Raw genomic sequence first — 17,675 nt, 5'->3', positions numbered from 1 at the left:
GGTGCGACGATGCGGGCAGTGACAGTGTCGGCACAGGCTACCGGCGAGCCGGTCACCCCCGTAAATCCTTATGCCCGCACCCGATCGCGCCACGGTTGGCCCAACCCGCTATTATTGACAACGATTGTCATTCTAGTTGAGAATCATTGTCATGAAGATACGCCGCACCGCCCCGGCTGCCCTGCTCGCGGCCACCGCCGCATCCGCGCTGTTGCTCTCCGGATGCGCCGGCACCGACGACGCGAAGGCGGATACCGGGGCGGGCGCGAAGCTGCGGGTGATCGCGGCCTTCTATCCGATGAAATTCATCGCCCAGCAGGTCGGCGGGCCGCACGTGAAGGTGACGAACCTGACCAAGGCCGGCGCCGAACCGCACGACCTGGAGCTGACCCCCAGGCAGGTCGGCGCGGTCTCGCAGGCCGATCTGGTGGTCTACCTCAAGGGCCTGCAGCCCGCCGTGGACAAGGCGATCTCGCAGAACAGGCCCAAGCACACGGTGGAGGCGGGCAAATTCGCGCCGCTGGAGGAACACGGCACCGAGGTGCACGGCGCCGAGGAGGACGGGCACGAGGGCCACGACCACGCGGACGCCGAGCACGGCGACCCGCACGTATGGCTGGACCCGACCCGACTCGCCGCGATCGCCGGCGGCGTGGGCGAATCGCTCGCCGCCGCGGATCCGGTCAACGCGGCGGACTACCGCGCCCGCGCCGCCGACCTGACCGCCCGCCTGAACACCCTCGACGGCGAGTTCACCGCCGGCCTGACCACGTGCGCCCGCAGGGACTTCGTGACCGCGCACGCCGCCTTCGGCTATCTCGCGGAGCGTTACCACCTGAACCAGATCTCGGTGAACGGCGTCAACCCGGAATCGGAGCCCTCCCCCGCCCGCCGGGCCGACATCCAAAAGCTCGCCCGCGAGCGCGGGGTGACCACGATCTTCTTCGAGACCCTGGCCGAGCCCAAGACCGCCCGGACGCTCGCCCAGGACCTGAACGTACAGACCGCCGTCCTGGATCCGCTGGAGGGCATAAAAGACGAGGCCGAGAACGATTACTTCTCGGTGATGCGCGCCAACCTGGACGCGCTGCGGAAGGGACTCGGCTGCTCATGACACGACTTCAGGCACCGGTCGCCCGGCTGATCGGCGGCACCGCGTCCCTGGGCGGCCGACCGGTACTGCGCGGGGTGGACCTGAGCGTGCACCCCGGCGAGGTGGTCGCCCTGCTCGGCGCCAACGGCTCGGGCAAGTCCACGCTGGTCCGCACCCTGGTCGGGCTGGTCCCGTTGACCGGCGGCACGATCGAACTGTTCGACACGCCGTTCGCCCGATTCCGCGACTGGTCCCGGATCGGCTACGTGCCGCAGCGCACCACCGCCGCCGCGGGCGTGCCGGCCAGCGTACGTGAAGTGGTCACCTCGGGCCTGCTCGACGGCCGCCGCCTGCTGGGCCCGGGTCGGCGCGGTCGGGCCGCCGTGGACGAGGCGCTGGCCGCGGTCGGCATGCTGGACCGCGCCCGCGACGGCATCGCGCACCTGTCCGGCGGCCAGCAGCAGCGGGTGCTGATCGGCCGCGCCCTGGCCCGCCGCCCCGACCTGCTGATCATGGACGAGCCGATGGCGGGCGTGGACCTGCGCAGCCAGGAAGTGCTCGCGGGCACCCTGCGCACCCAGCAGGAGCAGGGCCGGGCGGTCCTGCTCGTACTGCACGAACTCGGCCCGCTGGAGCCGCTGATCGACCGCGCGGTGGTCCTGCGCGAGGGCTGCGTGTGCCACGACGGCCCGCCGCCCAGGGCGGTCGGCCAACACGCGCTGCCGGGCCACGACCACGTACACCCGCACGACGATCACACCGCGCACCGCGCCGGAATGGGACTGCTCTCGTGACGATCCTGGACTTCCCCTTCATGCAGCGCGCGCTGCTCGCGGCCCTGCTCGTGGGCATGGCCGCGCCCGCCGTCGGCGTCTATCTGGTGCAGCGCCGGCAGGCGTTCATGGGCGACGGCATCGGACACGTCGCACTGACCGGCGTGGGCCTGGGCTTCCTGCTCAGCACCTCCCCCGTATGGACCGCGGTGCTCACCGCGTCCGTGGGCGCGGTGCTGATCGAGCTGATCCGCGAGCGCAACAGGGTCAGCGGCGACGTCGCGCTGTCGGTGCTCTTCTACGGCGGCATCGCGGGCGGCGTGATGCTGATCAACCTCGCCCCGGAGGGCTCCAACGCCAATCTCCAGTCGTACCTGTTCGGTTCGCTGACCTCGGTTTCGCCGGAGGACATCAGGATCATCACGGTCCTGGCCGTCGCGGTGCTCGCGGTCACCCTCGGGCTGCGCCGAGCACTGTTCACGGTGTGTCAGGACGAGGACTTCGCCCGAGTGACCGGACTGCCGGTGCGCGCGCTGAACCTGTTGCTCGCGGTCACCGCCGCGGTCACCGTGACGGTTGCCATGCGGGTGGTGGGGCTGCTCCTGGTCAGCGCGCTGATGGTGGTCCCGGTCGCGGTCGCCCAGCAGCTCTCGCGCACGTTCTCGATGACCGCCGCGCTCTCGATCGTGGTCGGTGTGCTGGTCTCGGTCTCCGGCACGGCGCTGACGTACTACGTCGACGCGCCGCCCGGGGCCACCATCGTGCTGCTCGCCATCGCGCTGTTCGTCCTGGTGGGCGTGCTCGCGACCCCGCTGAACCGGCGCCGGGCCCGGCGTGCGGAGGCCGCCGCGGCCGAGGCGGGTCCGGCTCGGGTCGACGACGTACATGTGGACGCGGAGGTACCCGGCGCCGGCACAATGGCGACCTAGACATGGACACACCGCGCCGGCACGAGAACACCGCGCCGTCCGGCCCGTAGTGATCGAGGAGGCACCCAGGTGACCACCGCCCACGGCGCAAGCCCGGTTCGGGGTCGGTCCACCCGGCAGCGGGCCGCCGTCTCCGCCCTCCTCGACGAGATCGAGGACTTCCGCAGCGCGCAGGACCTGCACGATCTGCTCAAGCAGCGCGGCGAGGCGGTCGGGCTGACCACCGTCTACCGCACGCTCCAGGCCCTGGCGGACGCGGACGAGGTGGACGTGCTGCGCACCCAGGACGGCGAGTCGGTCTACCGTCGGTGCAGCCGTGGGCACCACCACCACCTCGTCTGCCGCTCCTGTGGCCGCACCGTCGAGGTCGAGGGCCCGGCGGTCGAGCGGTGGGCGAACCGGATCGCCGCCGAGCACGGTTTCGGCGACGTCTCGCACGAGTTGGAGATCTTCGGCACCTGCGCGCAGTGCGCGAACGCGGCCGACTGAGCCGGGCCCGGTCGACTACCAGCCACCCCCGCCGGTCGTACCGGTCGTGCCGCCCCACGTCCCGCCCTCGGTGCACGTGCCGGTGGGCCGCACCGTGGCCGAGCCGACCCGATTCGGCTTCAGCACGTCGAGCTGCCCGGCCGCGATCGATCCGCCATAGAGGAACTCCGAGTAGGCGAACGTCTTGGTGATCGACTTCTTGCCCGCGGGCACGTCGATCTCCTCCTGCCTCATGCTGCCGGAGGATCCGCCGTAGCTGACGGTGATTCGCCCACCCTTGTGTTCGTCGGCGAAGGTGATCGTGGCGATGAAGGTCTCCATGAACGCGGTCTTGCACCGGACGCCGGCCAGCGTGCCCGGCGTGACGGTCAGGAACACGCCCTTGACCTCGAGATCGCCGTCGCCGGCCTTGCCGTCCTGGCCCGAGGTCTTCACCGGCTCGGTGCTCGTACCCTGCTTCCGGTCCGTGTCCGTGCCGCCCTTGTCCTTTTGACACGCGGTCACGCCCGACCCCAATACCCCCACGACAGCCGCCGCAACGATTGCACGACGCATTCCCCACCCCATGGTGATTCCCCCCGGTCGACCGGCGGATCGTCCTCCCCAGGCGACCCGTCCGCGAACTCACGGTAGGAGAAGGGATGTCGCGTCACCGCCGCGCTCGCAGGACGCGAACGCGGCGGTGACGGGACCGTGACATCGTCACGACGTGCCTATTCGTACGGCTCGCGCGGGGTCGGGATGTGATCGACCCCGGTCGCGGTCAGGGCCGGCATCGCGTCGTCCGCCTGGGTCTGGCCGTTGGGCAACCAGCGGCCGGTGACCGTCACCCACGAGTCGGTCGGGGGCGCCGCGACGCCGTGTACCTCGATCTTGCGGGCGAAGGCGTCGGCGGCACAGCAGCTGATCACCATCCGGGTGACGTACCACGTGCCGGGCGCCTTGCCGGGCGTGACGAAGCCGGTGAGCTGGACGTTGCGGTCCTTGAGCGGCGCGGTGGTGTCCCAGACCGAGCGGATCAGAAAGTCCGCCAGGGTCATCGGCAACGGATCCCCCGGCGGCAGTGCCGGGAAGCCCGCGTCGTTCGAGGCGGCGGCCGGCTTGGCCACCACGTTGTCCGAGCGTGAGGCGGTGTACGAACCGAGCGCGGGCGGCGCGATCAGGAACAGCGCGAGCACCGGCAGGCACAGCAGCCAGGCCGCGCGGGGGCCGGCCGAGTGGTCGTGCCCGTGGCCGCCCTCGTCCGCCGGTTCGGCGGGCCGCTCCTCGGCGGACCCGGTCGCGGGGGCGTGCGCGTGTCCCGCAGCCGGGTCCTCCGCCCGTCGCTGGATCCCGTCCCGCACCGCGGAGATCAGGCCGACCACGAGCAGGATCGCGCCCGCCGCGACCAGCGCGGGACGCAGCCCCTCCTTGACGTAGCGCAGGTACATGTCGGTCAGCGAGATCCGCAGCAGCGCGCCGCCGATCAGGATCAACAGCACCGCCTGGACGTCCCGCCTCACAACAACCACCATCCGACGCCGTAGCTCGCCACGATCGCGACCACGAACGTGGCCGAGGAGAACCGGGCCGCGAAGCCGCGCCCGAAGGTGCCCGACTGGAGCGCGATCAGCTTCACGTCCACCATCGGGCCGACCACCATGAAGGCCAGTTTCGCGGTCGGAGAGAACCCGAGCAGGCTCGCCGCCACGAACGCGTCCGCCTCGGAACAGACGGCGAGCACCACCGCGAGGAAGGCCAGCGCGAGCACCGCGAACCACGGCGAACCGGAGACCGCGTCGATCACGTGCTTGGGCACCGTGACGTTCAGCGTCGCGGCGGTGAGCGCGCCGATCACCAGGAAGCCGCCCGCGTGCAGGAAGTCGTGCTGGAGCGCGAGCCGGAAGTTCTCCCACTTGCCGCTGCCGCCGTGATCGTGCGGGCGGCGCATCACCTTGATCCACTCGGGCCGACCGAATCGTGCCCACAGCCAGCCCATCAGCACCGCCGTGCCGAGCGAGGCGACGAACCGGGCGAGCACCATCTCGGGCTGCCTGGGAAAGGCCACCGCGGTCGCGGTCAGCACGATCGGGTTGATCGCGGGCGAGGACAGCAGGAATGCCAACGCTGCGGCGGGCGCGACCCCGCGTGCCATCAACCCACTGGCCACCGGCACCGACGCGCACTCGCAGCCGGGCAGGATCGCCCCGGCCGCGCCCGCGACCGGCACCGCCAGGGACTGCCGCTTGGGCAGCACCTTGGTGAACACCGACGGCGGCACGAACGCGGTGATCGCCGCCGACAGCAGCGTGCCGAGCACCAGGAACGGCAGCGCCTGCACGGAGATCGCGACGAACACGGTGGCCCAGGTCTGCACCGCGGGCGCGCCAAGCCGATCCACGATCCACGGCTGCGCGAACAGCAGCCCGACCAGCGCGAGGACGAAGAATTCGAGTTGGCCCGGCCGCCACCGCTCGGCGGGTGGGCGACCGGGCGAAACGGGCCCGACGGTCGCGGACGACTCGGCGCTGCGCGGTGGCGGTGGCGCCGTCCGTGCGGCGGCAGCGGGGCGCGGCGGCGCGCTCTTTTCGAACATGATGGTCATGTTCGCATTGATCGTGAGGCTGCCGCCGGGCGCACACCCCGCTTTGCGAACCTTTCACCCACCGACCGTCGCCCACACGGGCGAGCGACCCCCAACCGACCGTCGCCGAACAGTGCCTGGCGACGCCCGTCGGGAGCCGGCCCGCCGGGGCCGATCAGGCTCCCGACGCGGGCGACGAACCCGAGGACACCGGCTCCGGCTCCGGTGTCGCGACCGCGTTCGGCAGCGCGCCGCCGTAGCGGCGATCGCGCGACGCGTACGTCTCGCACGCCTGCCACATGTGCCGCCGGTCGAAGTCCGGCCACAACACGTCGAGGAAGACCATCTCGGCGTACGCGGACTGCCACAGCAGGAAGTTGGACGTGCGCTGCTCACCGGAGGACCGGATGAACAGATCCACATCGGGCATGTCCGGCTCGTCCAGATACTTGGCGAACAACTTCTCGTCGACCTTCTTCGGGTCGAGTCGCCCCGCCTTGACGTCCTGCGCGATCAGCGCCGCGGCGTCCGCAATCTCGGCCCGGCCGCCGTAGTTGATGCACATCGCGAGAGTGAGGTTGGTGTTGTTCTTGGTCCGCTCCTCGGCGATCTCCAACTCCTTGATCACGCTCGCCCACAACCGGGGCCGCCGACCGCACCAGCGGATCCGCACGCCGAGCGCGTCCATCTCGTCGATCCGCCGGTGGATCGTGTCGATGTTGAAGCCCATCAGGAAGCGCACCTCCTCGGGTGAACGCTTCCAGTTCTCGGTGGAGAAGGCGTACGCGGAGACGTACTTGACGCCGATCTGCGCGGCGCCCTCGACCACGTCGAACAACGACGCCTCGCCCGCGGTGTGCCCGTCGGTGCGGGCCAGACCGCGCTCCTTGGCCCAGCGACCGTTGCCGTCCATCACCAGCGCCACGTGCCGGGGCACCAGGTCGGCCGGGATCTCCGGTGGCAGTGCGCCCTCGGCGTGCGGCTTCGGGTCGCGGTAGTGCCGCTGCTCGCGAGCGGCCCGGGCGGGCGCCGACTCGGCCCGCCGACGGCGGGGGAACAGGCCGAAGCGGCCACGCGACTGACTCACGATCTCTCCACCAATCTCAACGAGCGGATACCCCGCTCCAGGTGCCATTGCAGATACGCGGCCACCAGGCCGCTGCCCTCGCGCCGGTGCCGCGGCTCGCTCGCGTCGGCTCGGCCCCAGTCGCCGGTCAACAGCGCACCGAGCAGGGAAAGGGTCTCGGGTGAGGGTACGACGGATCCGGCCGGGCGGCAGTCGCCGCATACCGTCCCACCGCCCTGGACGGAGAAGAACCGGTTCGGTCCGTCCAGACCGCAGCGGGCGCAGTCGACGAAACTGGGCGCGTAGCCCGCCACCGCGAGCGAGCGGAGCAGGAACGCGTCCAGCACCAGGCCGGGCTCGTGGGTGCCCATCGCGAGGGTGCGCAGCGCGCCGATCAGCAGGAGGTACTGCTGGAGCGCCGGTTGCCCGCGCTCGTGGTCGGTGAGCCGCTCGGCGGTCTCCAGGATCGCCGTCCCGGAGGTGTACGCGGCATAGTCCAGTGCGAGCCGCCCCCCGTACGCGCCCAGGGTCTCCGCCTGGGTGATGATCGGCAGACCGCGGCCCGGGAATTCGCTGCCCCGGGTGAAGAGCTGGATGTCGACGTGCGCGAACGGCTCGACCCGGGCGCCGAACTTCGACTTCGTCTTGCGCACCCCGCGTGCGACGGCGCGCACGATCCCGTGGTCGCGGGTCAGGAGGGTGATGATCCGGTCGGCCTCACCCAACTTCTGGGCGCGCAGGACGACACCCTCGTCACGGAGGAGGCTCATGCTCCCATTGTGCCGCGCTCGGCCGACGCGCCGGGTCCGTGCGCACGGCTGCGGCCGGCGGCTCGCGGCTCAAGGCTCGCGGCTCAAGGTTCGCGGCTGCTCAAGGGCCTGCGAGCACGTGATCGACGCGGGCCCGGCCCAGCCCGAGGCGGTCGCCTGCGTGGTAGAGGATCACCCGGTGCGCCGGGTCGTACGCCCCGCCGGCCAGGGCGACCCGGGCCGCGACACCGACCAGGTGCTCGCGCCCGGCGACCGCGAGGTGCGGCGCGATCTCGGCGAGCGCCCACGCGGTGTCCTGCGCGAGGTGCGCGCCGACGTCGGCGGCGAGCGTGCACGCGTCGTAGCCGGGCATGCCCGCGGCCCGGACCGTCTGCACCGCCGCTGCGCGCACCGCCTCCGCCGCGTGCGGCTCGTCGTCCACCGCCGCCACGACGGCCACCACGAGGGCACGTACCGCCTCACGCAGCAGCAGCGTCAGCGCCCGGGCGGTCGGTGTCTCCAGCGCCGAGACGTCGTGCCGCGTGCAGCACACCGCGCACTCGATGCCGGAGCCGGCCCGCCCGAGCGGGATCAGCGCGACGCCGAAGACCACGAGTCGGCGTCGCCCACCACCCTTGCGAAAGCGTCGATCACCCCCGCACGCCGGACAGTGGAACTCGCCATCCCCGATCGCCGATCGGATGGTCCGGATGCCCACGACGAAGAACATGGTGCAGCCCCCTGCGTCCCGCGCGACGGAATGCAGTATTTCCGTCTGCTCCGATGCTGCCACGATTTTCACGAAGCGTCATCGAAAGCGGACAGATGGTTACTTTTGTTCGCGCGAGCGGCGAACAACTCGGGACCGACCGGCTCGGCGAGCGGGACAACCACGGATCTCGGCTCCGATCAGGTCGCCCTGCGGGACGAGCTCGAACAGGGTGTAGGGCGCCGACTCGACGCCCTCGGGCAGTCGGCGGAGCACGCGCGGCCCCGGCATCAGGCGACGGTCGGCGATCCGGCTGCGAGTCGGCGCTGTGGGCTGTGTCATGGCAGTGCCCTCCCGAAAAAGATCAGGGCGGGCACTTTAACTCAACTGAGTTAAAGTGGGAACGGAGTCGGGTCGCGCGAGTCGGGTTCGACAAAAGCGGGTTCGACCAAAGCGGCATGCCGAAAGGGGGAACGGCGGCCCCCGGCCGAGCCGGGAACCGCCGTTCGTCAAACCTTCTCGATCACCCGCGCGCGGCGCGGTTGACCGCGCTCACGACCGCCTTCAGCGACGCGCGCACGATGTTCTCGTCCACGCCCACGCCCCACAGCACGCGGCCGTCGACCGCGCACTCGACGTAGGCCGCGGCGCGCGCGTCCTCGCCGCCGCTCATCGCGTGCTCGCTGTAGTCCAGCACCCGCGCGTCGAAGCCCAGCTCGCTCAGGGCGCGCACGAACGCGTCGATCGGGCCGTTGCCGATCGCCTCCAGCGCCTGCACGACCCCGTCCACGCCCATCTCGACGGTCAGCACGTCCTTGCCGTTCTCACCGGACACCGTGCGGTGGCCGTGCAGTTCCAGACGCCCCCACGGGGCGTCCGGGGTAGGCAGGTACTCGTCCTGGAAGGTGGCCCAGATCTGAGCCGGCGTCACCTCGCCGCCCTCGGCGTCGGTCTTGGTCTGGATGATCCGGGAGAACTCGATCTGCGCGCGGCGCGGCAGGTCCATCTTGTGGTCGGCCTTGAGCACGTACGCGACGCCGCCCTTGCCGGACTGGCTGTTGACCCGGATCACCGCTTCGTAGGTGCGGCCTACGTCCTTGGGGTCGATCGGCAGGTACGGCACCGCCCAGTCCAGTTCCTCGACCGGCTTGCCCGCCTCGGCCGCGTCCCGCTCCAGCACCTCCAGGCCCTTCTTGATCGCGTCCTGGTGCGAGCCGGAGAACGCGGTGTACACCAGGTCGCCCGCGTACGGGTGGCGCGGGTGCACCGGCAGCTGCGTGCAGTACTCGACCGTACGCCGGATCTCGTCGATCTCGGAGAAGTCGATCATCGGGTCGACGCCCTGACTGAACAGGTTCATCCCCAGGGTGACCAGGTCCACATTGCCGGTGCGCTCGCCGTGCCCGAACAGGCAACCCTCGACCCGGTCGGCACCGGCCATCACGGCCAGCTCGGTCGCCGCCACCGCGGCGCCGCGGTCGTTGTGCGGGTGCACCGACAGCGCGATGAACTCGCGGCGGGTCAGGTTGCGGCTCATCCACTCGATCTGGTCCGCGTACACGTTCGGCGTCGAGCGCTCGATGGTCGCCGGCAGGTTGAGCACGATCTCGCGACCGGCCTCGGGCTGCCACACGTCCATCACCGCCTCACAGACCTCCAGGGCGAAGTCCGGCTCGGTGTCGATGAAGATCTCGGGCGAGTACTCGTAGCCGAACGCGGTCTCGTCACCCAGGTGCTTGTCCGCGAAGCGCATCACGTGCTCGGTGCCGGACACCGCGATCGACCTGCACCGGTCGCGGTCGACGTTGAAGACGACCCGGCGGAAGGTGGGCGCGGTCGCGTTGTACAGGTGGACCGTGGCCTTGGGCGCACCGATCAGCGACTCGACGGTGCGCTCGATCAGTTCCTCGCGGGCCTGGGTCAGCACCGAGATGGTGACGTCCTCCGGTACCGCGCCCTCTTCGATGATCGAGCGGATGAAGTCGAAGTCGGTCTGCGACGCGGCCGGGAAACCGACCTCGATCTCCTTGTAGCCCATCCGCACCAGCAGGTCGAACATGGTCCGCTTGCGGACCGGGCTCATCGGGTCGATCAGCGCCTGGTTGCCGTCCCGCAGGTCGGTGGACAGCCAGCGCGGTGCGACCGTGATCGTCTTCGACGGCCAGGTGCGGTCCGGCAGGTCGACGCCCTGGAACGGCTTGTACTTGTGGATCGGCATTCCGGAGGGCTGCTGCGTCACGGACGAGGCGGTGATCGGCGTGGGGCGATTCGCAAAAGGCATGCGGCTGGTCTCCTGTACGCGAGGAACGGGCTGCAACGGCAGGTTGGCCGGCGACGGGAGGAAACGACATCCCGGAGGCTCCGACGTGCGGACATGCCTCTATCCCCGCGACGGGGGAGCCGGTCTGACCTCTGTCAGAGGGATGAGCCCCCGGCGCGGCGGCTAAGGAGAAGCAGCCACTGACGCATGATTTCGCAACCATACCCGACCGGTCGCAACGGGCGGGCCGGCATCCGACATACGAACAGAAGCGATCTTTTGGGCCGAGCCCCTCGCCCGCCGGCCGGGTTTCCTCCTACGCTCACTGACCATGAGCTACGACAATCAGGGCCCATACGGACCACAGCCGGGTCAGGGCCAGCCCGGTGGATACCCCCAGCAGGGCGGGCCGGGCTACGGACAGCCGCAACAGGGCGGCCACGGGCAGCAGCAGCCGCCCCAGCAGTACGGACAGCAGCCCCCGCAGTACGGCCAACAGCAGCCGGCCGGGTACGGGCAGCAGCCCAGCCCGTACGGTCAGCAGCCCGGATACGGGCAGCAGCCCGGTGGATATCCGCCGCCCACGCCGAGCGGAGGCGGCATGGGCGGCGGCGGGTTGGCGCCGTTCGCACCGGGGGCGATCGCCGGCGTGGTCGGGGCGGTGATCGTAGCGATCGGCTCGTGCCTGGCCTGGATCGGCGCCGAAGGCGAGGGCGACACGATCAAGGGCCTCGATGGCGACGGCAAGTGGACCCTCGCGGCCGGCATCGTCGCCGTTGTCTTGTTCGGGGCCGGCGTCTTCGCGCGCAAGGCGCTCGTCGCCGCCGGAGCCGGGGTCCCAGCGCTGGTCGCTCTCGGCTTTGCCGTCTGGAACATCGCGGACAAGGTGCGTCTACCGATGGCGAAGGACGACGTGCCGAGCGACAAGAAGGACGAGTACAAAGCCTTGCTCGACTCGCACGGGGTTACCCTCCAGGCCGAGGCCGGCCTGTGGATGGTGCTCGCCGGTGCCGTGATCGCCATCGCCGCAGCCGCGTTCGTGCTGATTGCGAACAACCGGCGGCCCAGCGGCCCCTACGGCCGCTGACCCACCCGCTCCACCTCAGAACCCGAGCTTGCGCAGCTGCTTGGGGTCGCGCTGCCAGTCCTTGGCCACCTTCACGTGAAGGTCCAGGTAAACGGGCGTCCCAAGCAGCGCCTCGATGTGCTTGCGGGCGCGCGTGCCCACATCCTTGAGCCGCGCGCCCTTGTGCCCGATCACGATCGCCTTCTGGCTCGGTCGTTCCACGTAGAGGTTCGCGTGCACGTCGAGCAGCGGCTTGTCCGCGGGACGGTCCTCGCGCGGGATCATCTCCTCGATGACCACCGCGAGCGAGTGCGGAAGCTCGTCCCGGACACCCTCCAGCGCGGCCTCGCGGATCAGCTCGGCGGCCATCACCATCTCCGGCTCGTCGGTGAGCTCGCCATCCGGGTACAGCGGCGGGCCCGCCGGCAGCAGCGGCACGAGCAGGTCGGCGACCAGGGTCACCTGGCTGTCGCCGACGGCGGAGACCGGGATGATCTCGGCCCACTCGATGCCGACGTCCTCGCCCATCTTCTGCACCGCGAGCAGCTGCTGGACCAGCGTCTGCTGGTCCACCAGGTCGGTCTTGGTCACGATCGCGACCTTGGGCGTGCGCTTGGCCTCGGCCAGTTCGGCCGCGATGAACCGGTCGCCGGGGCCGACCTTCTGGTCGGCCGGGATACAGAAGCCGATCACGTCGACCTCCGCCCAGGTGGCCCGGACCAGGTCGTTCAACCGCTGGCCGAGCAGCGTGCGCGGCTTGTGCAGGCCGGGGGTGTCCACCAGGACGAGCTGGCCGTCGGGCCGGTGAACGATGCCGCGCACCGTGTGGCGGGTGGTCTGGGGGCGGCCCGACGTGATCGCCACCTTCGTGCCCACCAGCGCGTTCGTCAGGGTGGACTTGCCGGCGTTGGGGCGGCCCACGAAGCACGCGAAGCCCGAGCGGTGGACGGGCGCGGAGGGGTTAGGGCGATCACTCATGGGTGACATTGTCGCTCAAGAAGCGAGCGTTCCTTGCGTCGCGGGTGCGGCCGCCGTCCGAAACCGTGCTCGGGCGGTGCGGACCGGGTCTCAAACGGTCGCGACGGCGCGCACGACCGCGTCCGGGCCGGCCGACAGGATCGGCGTACCGGCACCGCCGAGATCGCGCACCGCGGCCCGGTCGGCCTCGGTCACCGCGGCCTCGGTCGTCGCAGCCGCGGCCCCGACGATCGCCGCCGCCTCCAGACCGCGTGCGCCGCCCGCGACCGCCATCGCGACGGCCGTGCGCAGCGCCGACAACTCCAGCGAGGGCAGCGCGACCGTGGACGCCGTGTAGGTGCGTCCGGTCTCGTCGCGCACGGCGGCACCCTCACTCGCCCCGTTGCGGGCCCGGGTGGCCCGGGCCAGGGTGACCAGCTTGGCGTCCTCGGGGTCGACGACGAACTCGGGCGTCTCGGCGCTCACGGGGGCTCTCCTGTTCGGCGCGGTACGGGGTGCCGGCACACCCTAACTCCCCGACGTGCCGGGCCCGCACCCGAGGCGGCGGCCCAACCGAGGGCCCGTCAGCGATGGCGGTCGGCTCCGGAACGCGCGTCCGCGGCGGGCGACGGGTCGTCGCGGCCCTCTTCGACCCGGCCGACCACGATCGTGCCGACCCGGTTGCGCCGGCCCGACGGGCTCTCCGCGATCAGCCGCAGGCCCTCGACCACGGCCGTCGCGCCCGGGATGGGCACTCGGCCGAGCGCCTTGGCGAGCAGACCGCCGACGGTCTCCACGTCCTCGTCGTCGAGTTCGAGGCCGAACAGCTCGCCCAACTCGTCCACGGGCAGCCTGGCGGTGACCCGGAAGGCGCCGTCGGGCAGTTGCTCCACCGGCGCGGTCTCGGTGTCGTACTCGTCGGTGATCTCGCCGACGATCTCCTCCAGGATGTCCTCGATGGTGACCAGCCCGGCGGTGCCGCCGTACTCGTCGACCACCACGACCATGTGTGTGCGATCGGCCTGCATCTCGCGCAGCAGGTCGTCGGCCGGCTTGCTGTCCGGCACGAAGGTCGCGGCGCGCATGATCGAGTCGACGCTCTCCTTGGCCCAGCCGGGATCGCCCATCGTGCTGCGCCGGGCCAGGTCCTTGAGGAAGACGATGCCCACCACGTCGTCCTCGTTCTCGCCGATCACCGGGATCCGCGAGTAACCGCTGCGCAGCGCCAGCGACATCGCCTGGCGCAGCGTCTTGTGCCGTTCGATGAAGACCATGTCCGGGCGGGGCACCATCACCTCGCGCACGATGGTGTCGCCCAGTTGCAGCACCGAGTGCAACATCTCGCGCTCGTCGTCCTCGATCAGCGAGTCCTTCTCGGCCAGGTCCACGAACGCGCGCAGTTCGGCCTCGGAGGCGAACGGCCCCTCCCGAAAGCCCTTGCCGGGCGTGAGCGCATTGCCCACCAGGATCAGCAGCTTCGGCAGCGGCCCGAGCACACGGGCGAGTCCGAACAGCACGGGTGCACCGATGGTGGCCACACTGACCGGGTGCTGGCGGCCGACGGTGCGCGGGGACACCCCGACGGCGACGTAGGACACCACGACCATGATGCCGATGGTGACCAGCACCGCCTGCCAGGTCTCGGCGAAGTCCTCCATACACACGACGGTGACCAGGACGGCCGCCGACACCTCGCAGGCGACCCGCACCAGCAGGGCCAGGTTGAGATATCGGGCGGGGTCCTGGACCACCGTCGACAGGCGCTTGGCGCCCCGGCGTCCCTCGCGGACCAGTTCCTCGGCGCGGACCCGCGAGATCCGCGCGAGAGCGGTCTCCAGACAGGCGAAGAGGCCGGCCACGACGACCAAAACGATCGCACCGACCACGAGTTGCAGCACGCTGTCAGCGGGCACTGCCGCCCCAAGGCCGGTTCCGGCTCGGGGCGGATGTATCCGGTGGCGGGATCATCCGCGGTCTCCCGCGGCGCGACGGGCCTCCCGCCAGGATTCCAGCAACTCCTTCTGGAGCGCGAACATCTCGCGCTCCTCGTCCGGCTCGGCGTGGTCGTAGCCGAGCAGGTGCAACACGCCGTGCACGGTGAGCAGGTGCAGTTCGTCGTCCATGGAGTGGCCGGCCGCCGCGCCTTGGCGCTGCGCCACGGTCGGACACAGCACGACGTCGCCGAGCAGCCCCTGCGGGGGGTCCTCGTCGGCCTTGCCGGGACGCAGTTCGTCCATCGGGAAGGACATCACGTCGGTCGGACCGGGCAGGTCCATCCATTGGATGTGCAGTTGTTCCATCGCGGGTTCGTCCACGATGACCACGGACAGTTCCGCCAGTGGATGGATGCGCATACGGTCCAGCGACCACCGGGCGACGTCCACGATCGCGTGTTCGTCCACCCCCGTGCCGGACTCGTTGGCGATGTCGATGGACATGGCCTTCAGTTCACTTCCCGTTCCACTGTTTGCATGTTCACGGTGTGCTTGCCCCGACCGTTCTTCTCGGCCGGCCGCCGCCCGCGCGACCTGGGCACGTCACCGTTGCCGGTGTTGCCGTTCGCGTGAGCGTCGGCGTCGACTTGGATGTCGTAGCGCGCGTACGCGTCCACGATCCGGCCGACGAGCTTGTGTCGGACCACATCCTCGCTGGTGAGGCTGCAAAACGCGATGTCGTCCACGCCACGCAGGATCTCCTGCACCACCCGCAGCCCCGACTGGGTGCCGCCGGGCAGGTCGACCTGGGTCGTGTCGCCGGTGACCACCATGCGCGAGCCGAAGCCCAACCGGGTCAGGAACATCTTCATCTGCTCGGCCGAGGTGTTCTGCGCCTCGTCGAGAATGATGAACGCGTCATTCAACGTACGGCCGCGCATATATGCGAGTGGGGCCACCTCGATGGTGCCGGCGGCCATCAGGCGCGGGATCGAGTCGGGGTCGATCATGTCGTGCAGCGCGTCGTAGAGCGGGCGCAGGTACGGGTCGATCTTCTCGTAGAGCGTGCCGGGCAGGAAGCCGAGCCGCTCGCCCGCCTCGACCGCCGGACGGGTCAGGATGATCCGGGTGACCTGCTTGGACTGCAGGGCTTGGACCGCCTTGGCCATCGCCAGGTAGGTCTTGCCGGTGCCCGCCGGGCCGAGGCCGAACACGATGGTGTGTTCGTCGATCGCGTCCACGTAGCTCTTCTGGTTGAGCGTCTTGGGACGGATCGTGCGGCCGCGGTTGGACAGGATGTTGAGGGTCATCACCTCGGCGGGCCCGTGCCCGTCGTTGGAGCGGACCATCGCCACCGAGCGCTCGACCGCCTCCTCGTTGAGCGGCTGGCCGGTGCGCACGATCACCAGGAGTTCGTCGAACAGCCTGCGAACCAAGGCCACGTCGGCCTCGGTGCCGGAGACGGTGACCTCGTTGCCTCGGACGTGGATGTCGGCGTCGGGGAACCCCTGCTCGACCACTCGCAGGAACGAGTCGCCGGAACCGAGGAGCGCCACCATGGGGTGCTTGGCGGGGATCGTGATCTTCGCCTGGGCCTGCGCGGTCGGAGTGTCGTGCGTGCTCGCGCGCGCGGTGTTCTCGGGACTCGCGCCTCGCGCGTTCGTCGTGGGAGCCATGGGCGGCCTTGGCGGCCTGATCACGCCTCATTTCCGTGCTCGGGAAGTGGTTCGATATCGCTCAATGGTAACTCTCCGGACCCGGCGGACCCGGGGATTATTCCGGCACCTGCCGCCGTCCGGGGACCTGGATCCGATCCAGGTCGTGCGCCGCGAGGGTGTCCGGGAAAACCTCCCGAGCCTGCTCCAGGAGCGGTGCCACGTCGGTGTAGCGCTGCGAGAAGTGGGTCAGCACCAGCCGGCGCGCTCCCGCCTCGGCGGCGATCCCGGCCGCCTCGCGCGCGGTGAGGTGGCCGACCTCACGGGCGAGGGCGGCGTCGGCGTCGGCGAACGTGGACTCGCACACGAGCAGGTCCACGTCGCGCGCGAGCTCGACCGCGCCCGGACACATCCGGGTGTCCATCACGAACGCGAACTTCTGCCCGGGTCGAGGTGTGCTGACCTGTTCGAGGGTGACCTCGCCGACGCGGCCCTCGCGCTGGATCCGACCCACGTCGGGGCCGCATATGCCGTGTGCGGCGAGCCGCTCGGGCACCATCCGACGGCCGTCCGGCTCGACCACGCGGTAGCCGTACGACTCGACCGGGTGGGAGAGCCGGCGCGCCTCCAGCGTGAACGGCCCGGCGGGCAGTTCGACGTGCTCTCCCGCCAGCGGGTGCTCGATCAGCTCGGCGGTCTCGTGGAAGGCGGTCGCGTGGTGCAGTCGGTCGAACCACCGCTGTCCGCTCGCCGGGTAGTGCGCGGTCACCGGGTGCGGGACCCGGTCCAGCGACATCCGTTGGATCACGCCGGGGAGGCCGAGGCAGTGGTCACCGTGGAAGTGCGTGACGCAGATCCTGGTGATGTCGTGCGCGGCCACCCCGGCGTGCAACATCTGCCGCTGGGTGCCCTCCCCGGGGTCGAACAGCAACCCTTCGCCGTCCCAACGCAGCAGGTAGCCGTTGTGGTTGCGCTGCCGCGTCGGGGCCTGGCTCGCGGTGCCGAGGACGACGAATTCCCTGGTGGACACTCGACGACTAACCGGGAGGCCAGCTCAGCCCGCGACCGCCGAGCAGGTGCGCGTGCACGTGGAACACGGTCTGGCCGGCGCCGGCGCCGGTGTTGAAAACTATCCGGTAGCCCGCCTCGGAAAGGTCCTCCGCGGCCGCGACAACCGCCGCCTCGGCGAGCAGGACACCTGCCAGTTCGGGCGCCTCGGCGCCCAAGTCGCCCGCGTTGGCGTAGTGCGCGCGAGGGATGACCAGGACGTGCGTGGGCGCCTGCGGGTTGATGTCCCGGAAGGCCACCACGTCCTTGGTCTCGTGGACGATCGTGGCCGGGACGTCGCCGGCGAGGATCTTGCAGAACAGGCAGTCGGCCTGGGGTTCCCCCGCAGCCATGGGTGCCTCCATCGGGTCCGAGTCGATCACGG

19 protein-coding genes and 1 pseudogene are annotated in these 17,675 nt (G+C 70.6%); 5 read left to right on the top strand and 15 right to left on the bottom strand.

Annotated elements, in window-relative coordinates; translation table 11 throughout:
* The first annotated feature begins 151 nt into the window (after positions 1–151).
* The 4 genes from ABZS54_RS05940 (at position 152) to ABZS54_RS05925 (ending at position 3,284) form a co-directional block, all read left to right on the top strand.
* The gene (locus ABZS54_RS05940) at positions 152–1,114 is read left to right on the top strand and encodes a metal ABC transporter substrate-binding protein (protein ID WP_355531496.1); all 963 of its coding nucleotides are present in this window, start codon (positions 152–154) and stop codon (positions 1,112–1,114) included.
* On the top strand, positions 1,111–1,887 hold the full coding sequence (locus ABZS54_RS05935) for an ATP-binding cassette domain-containing protein (protein ID WP_355531494.1): 777 nt from the start codon (positions 1,111–1,113) through the stop codon (positions 1,885–1,887). The genes ABZS54_RS05940 and ABZS54_RS05935 overlap by 4 nt, the downstream gene beginning before the upstream one ends.
* On the top strand, positions 1,884–2,795 hold the full coding sequence (locus ABZS54_RS05930) for a metal ABC transporter permease (RefSeq protein ID WP_355531492.1): 912 nt from the start codon (positions 1,884–1,886) through the stop codon (positions 2,793–2,795). Before ABZS54_RS05935 ends, ABZS54_RS05930 begins: the two co-directional genes overlap by 4 nt.
* Positions 2,796–2,864: 69 nt before the next feature.
* A complete protein-coding gene (locus tag ABZS54_RS05925) occupies positions 2,865–3,284 on the top strand; it encodes a Fur family transcriptional regulator (RefSeq protein WP_020553159.1) in 420 nt (139 codons plus the stop codon).
* A gap of 15 nt (positions 3,285–3,299) precedes the next feature.
* Here the strand turns inward: ABZS54_RS05925 and ABZS54_RS05920 are convergent, their stop codons facing one another.
* The 8 genes and pseudogenes from ABZS54_RS05920 to leuA form a co-directional block, all read right to left on the bottom strand.
* Positions 3,300–3,788: a hypothetical protein gene (locus ABZS54_RS05920; RefSeq protein ID WP_355531490.1), complete on the bottom strand. Its 489-nt coding sequence runs from the start codon at positions 3,786–3,788 to the stop codon at positions 3,300–3,302.
* A gap of 209 nt (positions 3,789–3,997) precedes the next feature.
* Positions 3,998–4,786, bottom strand: a complete 789-nt coding sequence (locus ABZS54_RS05915) for a TIGR03943 family protein (RefSeq protein ID WP_355531488.1) — start codon at positions 4,784–4,786, stop codon at positions 3,998–4,000.
* Entirely contained in the window at positions 4,783–5,868 is a 1,086-nt protein-coding gene (locus ABZS54_RS05910; RefSeq protein ID WP_355531486.1) for a permease, read from the bottom strand. The genes ABZS54_RS05915 and ABZS54_RS05910 overlap by 4 nt, the downstream gene beginning before the upstream one ends.
* Before the next feature lie 154 nt (positions 5,869–6,022).
* Positions 6,023–6,934, bottom strand: coding sequence for an isoprenyl transferase (locus ABZS54_RS05905; protein WP_355531484.1), 912 nt, complete (start codon positions 6,932–6,934; stop codon positions 6,023–6,025).
* Entirely contained in the window at positions 6,931–7,683 is a 753-nt protein-coding gene (gene recO / locus ABZS54_RS05900; protein WP_355531482.1) for a DNA repair protein RecO, read from the bottom strand. Before recO ends, ABZS54_RS05905 begins: the two co-directional genes overlap by 4 nt.
* Before the next feature lie 100 nt (positions 7,684–7,783).
* A complete protein-coding gene (locus ABZS54_RS05895; RefSeq protein ID WP_355531480.1) occupies positions 7,784–8,392 on the bottom strand; it encodes a TerB family tellurite resistance protein in 609 nt (202 codons plus the stop codon).
* Between the two features lie 159 nt (positions 8,393–8,551).
* Positions 8,552–8,656 (bottom strand): annotated as a pseudogene (locus ABZS54_RS05890) (taurine dioxygenase); the annotation flags it as partial.
* A gap of 238 nt (positions 8,657–8,894) precedes the next feature.
* Positions 8,895–10,652, bottom strand: coding sequence for a 2-isopropylmalate synthase (leuA, locus tag ABZS54_RS05885; RefSeq protein ID WP_355531478.1), 1,758 nt, complete (start codon positions 10,650–10,652; stop codon positions 8,895–8,897).
* 310 nt (positions 10,653–10,962) lie between these two features.
* Here leuA and ABZS54_RS05880 point away from each other — a divergent pair, with 310 nt between their 5' ends.
* On the top strand, positions 10,963–11,718 hold the full coding sequence (locus ABZS54_RS05880) for a hypothetical protein (RefSeq protein ID WP_355531476.1): 756 nt from the start codon (positions 10,963–10,965) through the stop codon (positions 11,716–11,718).
* Positions 11,719–11,733: 15 nt separating this feature from the next.
* On the opposite strand, the gene era is transcribed toward ABZS54_RS05880, so the two are convergent.
* The 7 genes from era to ABZS54_RS05845 form a co-directional block, all read right to left on the bottom strand.
* Positions 11,734–12,684, bottom strand: a complete 951-nt coding sequence (gene era / locus ABZS54_RS05875) for a GTPase Era (RefSeq protein WP_079026692.1) — start codon at positions 12,682–12,684, stop codon at positions 11,734–11,736.
* Positions 12,685–12,765: 81 nt separating this feature from the next.
* Positions 12,766–13,140 carry a cytidine deaminase gene (locus ABZS54_RS05870; RefSeq protein ID WP_355531473.1) on the bottom strand — a complete coding sequence of 125 codons (375 nt, stop codon included), beginning with the start codon at positions 13,138–13,140 and terminating at the stop codon, positions 12,766–12,768.
* 98 nt (positions 13,141–13,238) lie between these two features.
* Positions 13,239–14,567 carry a hemolysin family protein gene (locus ABZS54_RS05865; protein ID WP_355531471.1) on the bottom strand — a complete coding sequence of 443 codons (1,329 nt, stop codon included), beginning with the start codon at positions 14,565–14,567 and terminating at the stop codon, positions 13,239–13,241.
* A gap of 51 nt (positions 14,568–14,618) precedes the next feature.
* A complete protein-coding gene (gene ybeY, locus ABZS54_RS05860) occupies positions 14,619–15,092 on the bottom strand; it encodes an rRNA maturation RNase YbeY (RefSeq protein WP_355531469.1) in 474 nt (157 codons plus the stop codon).
* A 5-nt stretch (positions 15,093–15,097) separates the two neighbouring features.
* A complete protein-coding gene (locus ABZS54_RS05855) occupies positions 15,098–16,147 on the bottom strand; it encodes a PhoH family protein (protein WP_355531591.1) in 1,050 nt (349 codons plus the stop codon).
* Positions 16,148–16,361: 214 nt separating this feature from the next.
* A complete protein-coding gene (locus ABZS54_RS05850) occupies positions 16,362–17,273 on the bottom strand; it encodes a ribonuclease Z (RefSeq protein ID WP_355531467.1) in 912 nt (303 codons plus the stop codon).
* A gap of 7 nt (positions 17,274–17,280) precedes the next feature.
* Entirely contained in the window at positions 17,281–17,643 is a 363-nt protein-coding gene (locus ABZS54_RS05845; protein WP_355531465.1) for a histidine triad nucleotide-binding protein, read from the bottom strand.
* Positions 17,644–17,675: the final 32 nt, after the last annotated feature.

This window comes from Embleya sp. NPDC005575 (assembly GCF_040605455.1).
In the GTDB taxonomy this organism is placed as follows: domain Bacteria; phylum Actinomycetota; class Actinomycetes; order Streptomycetales; family Streptomycetaceae; genus Embleya.
The sequence above is the reverse complement of the archived record's forward strand: the minus strand, read 5'-3'. Positions and strand labels throughout refer to the sequence as shown.

Bases quoted from the DNA above. Each gene is read 5' to 3' on its own strand.
- ABZS54_RS05910 (WP_355531486.1), bottom strand. From the start codon at position 5,868: ATGACCATCATGTTCGAAAAGAGCGCGCCGCCGCGCCCCGCTGCCGCC.
- leuA (WP_355531478.1), bottom strand. From the start codon at position 10,652: ATGCCTTTTGCGAATCGCCCCACGCCGATCACCGCCTCGTCCGTGACG.
- ABZS54_RS05940 (WP_355531496.1), top strand. From the start codon at position 152: ATGAAGATACGCCGCACCGCCCCGGCTGCCCTGCTCGCGGCCACCGCC.
- ybeY (WP_355531469.1), bottom strand. From the start codon at position 15,092: ATGTCCATCGACATCGCCAACGAGTCCGGCACGGGGGTGGACGAACAC.
- era (WP_079026692.1), bottom strand. From the start codon at position 12,684: ATGTCACCCATGAGTGATCGCCCTAACCCCTCCGCGCCCGTCCACCGC.
- ABZS54_RS05855 (WP_355531591.1), bottom strand. From the start codon at position 16,147: ATGGTGGCGCTCCTCGGTTCCGGCGACTCGTTCCTGCGAGTGGTCGAG.
- ABZS54_RS05935 (WP_355531494.1), top strand. From the start codon at position 1,111: ATGACACGACTTCAGGCACCGGTCGCCCGGCTGATCGGCGGCACCGCG.
- ABZS54_RS05880 (WP_355531476.1), top strand. From the start codon at position 10,963: ATGAGCTACGACAATCAGGGCCCATACGGACCACAGCCGGGTCAGGGC.
- recO (WP_355531482.1), bottom strand. From the start codon at position 7,683: ATGAGCCTCCTCCGTGACGAGGGTGTCGTCCTGCGCGCCCAGAAGTTG.
- ABZS54_RS05845 (WP_355531465.1), bottom strand. From the start codon at position 17,643: ATGGCTGCGGGGGAACCCCAGGCCGACTGCCTGTTCTGCAAGATCCTC.
- ABZS54_RS05895 (WP_355531480.1), bottom strand. From the start codon at position 8,392: ATGTTCTTCGTCGTGGGCATCCGGACCATCCGATCGGCGATCGGGGAT.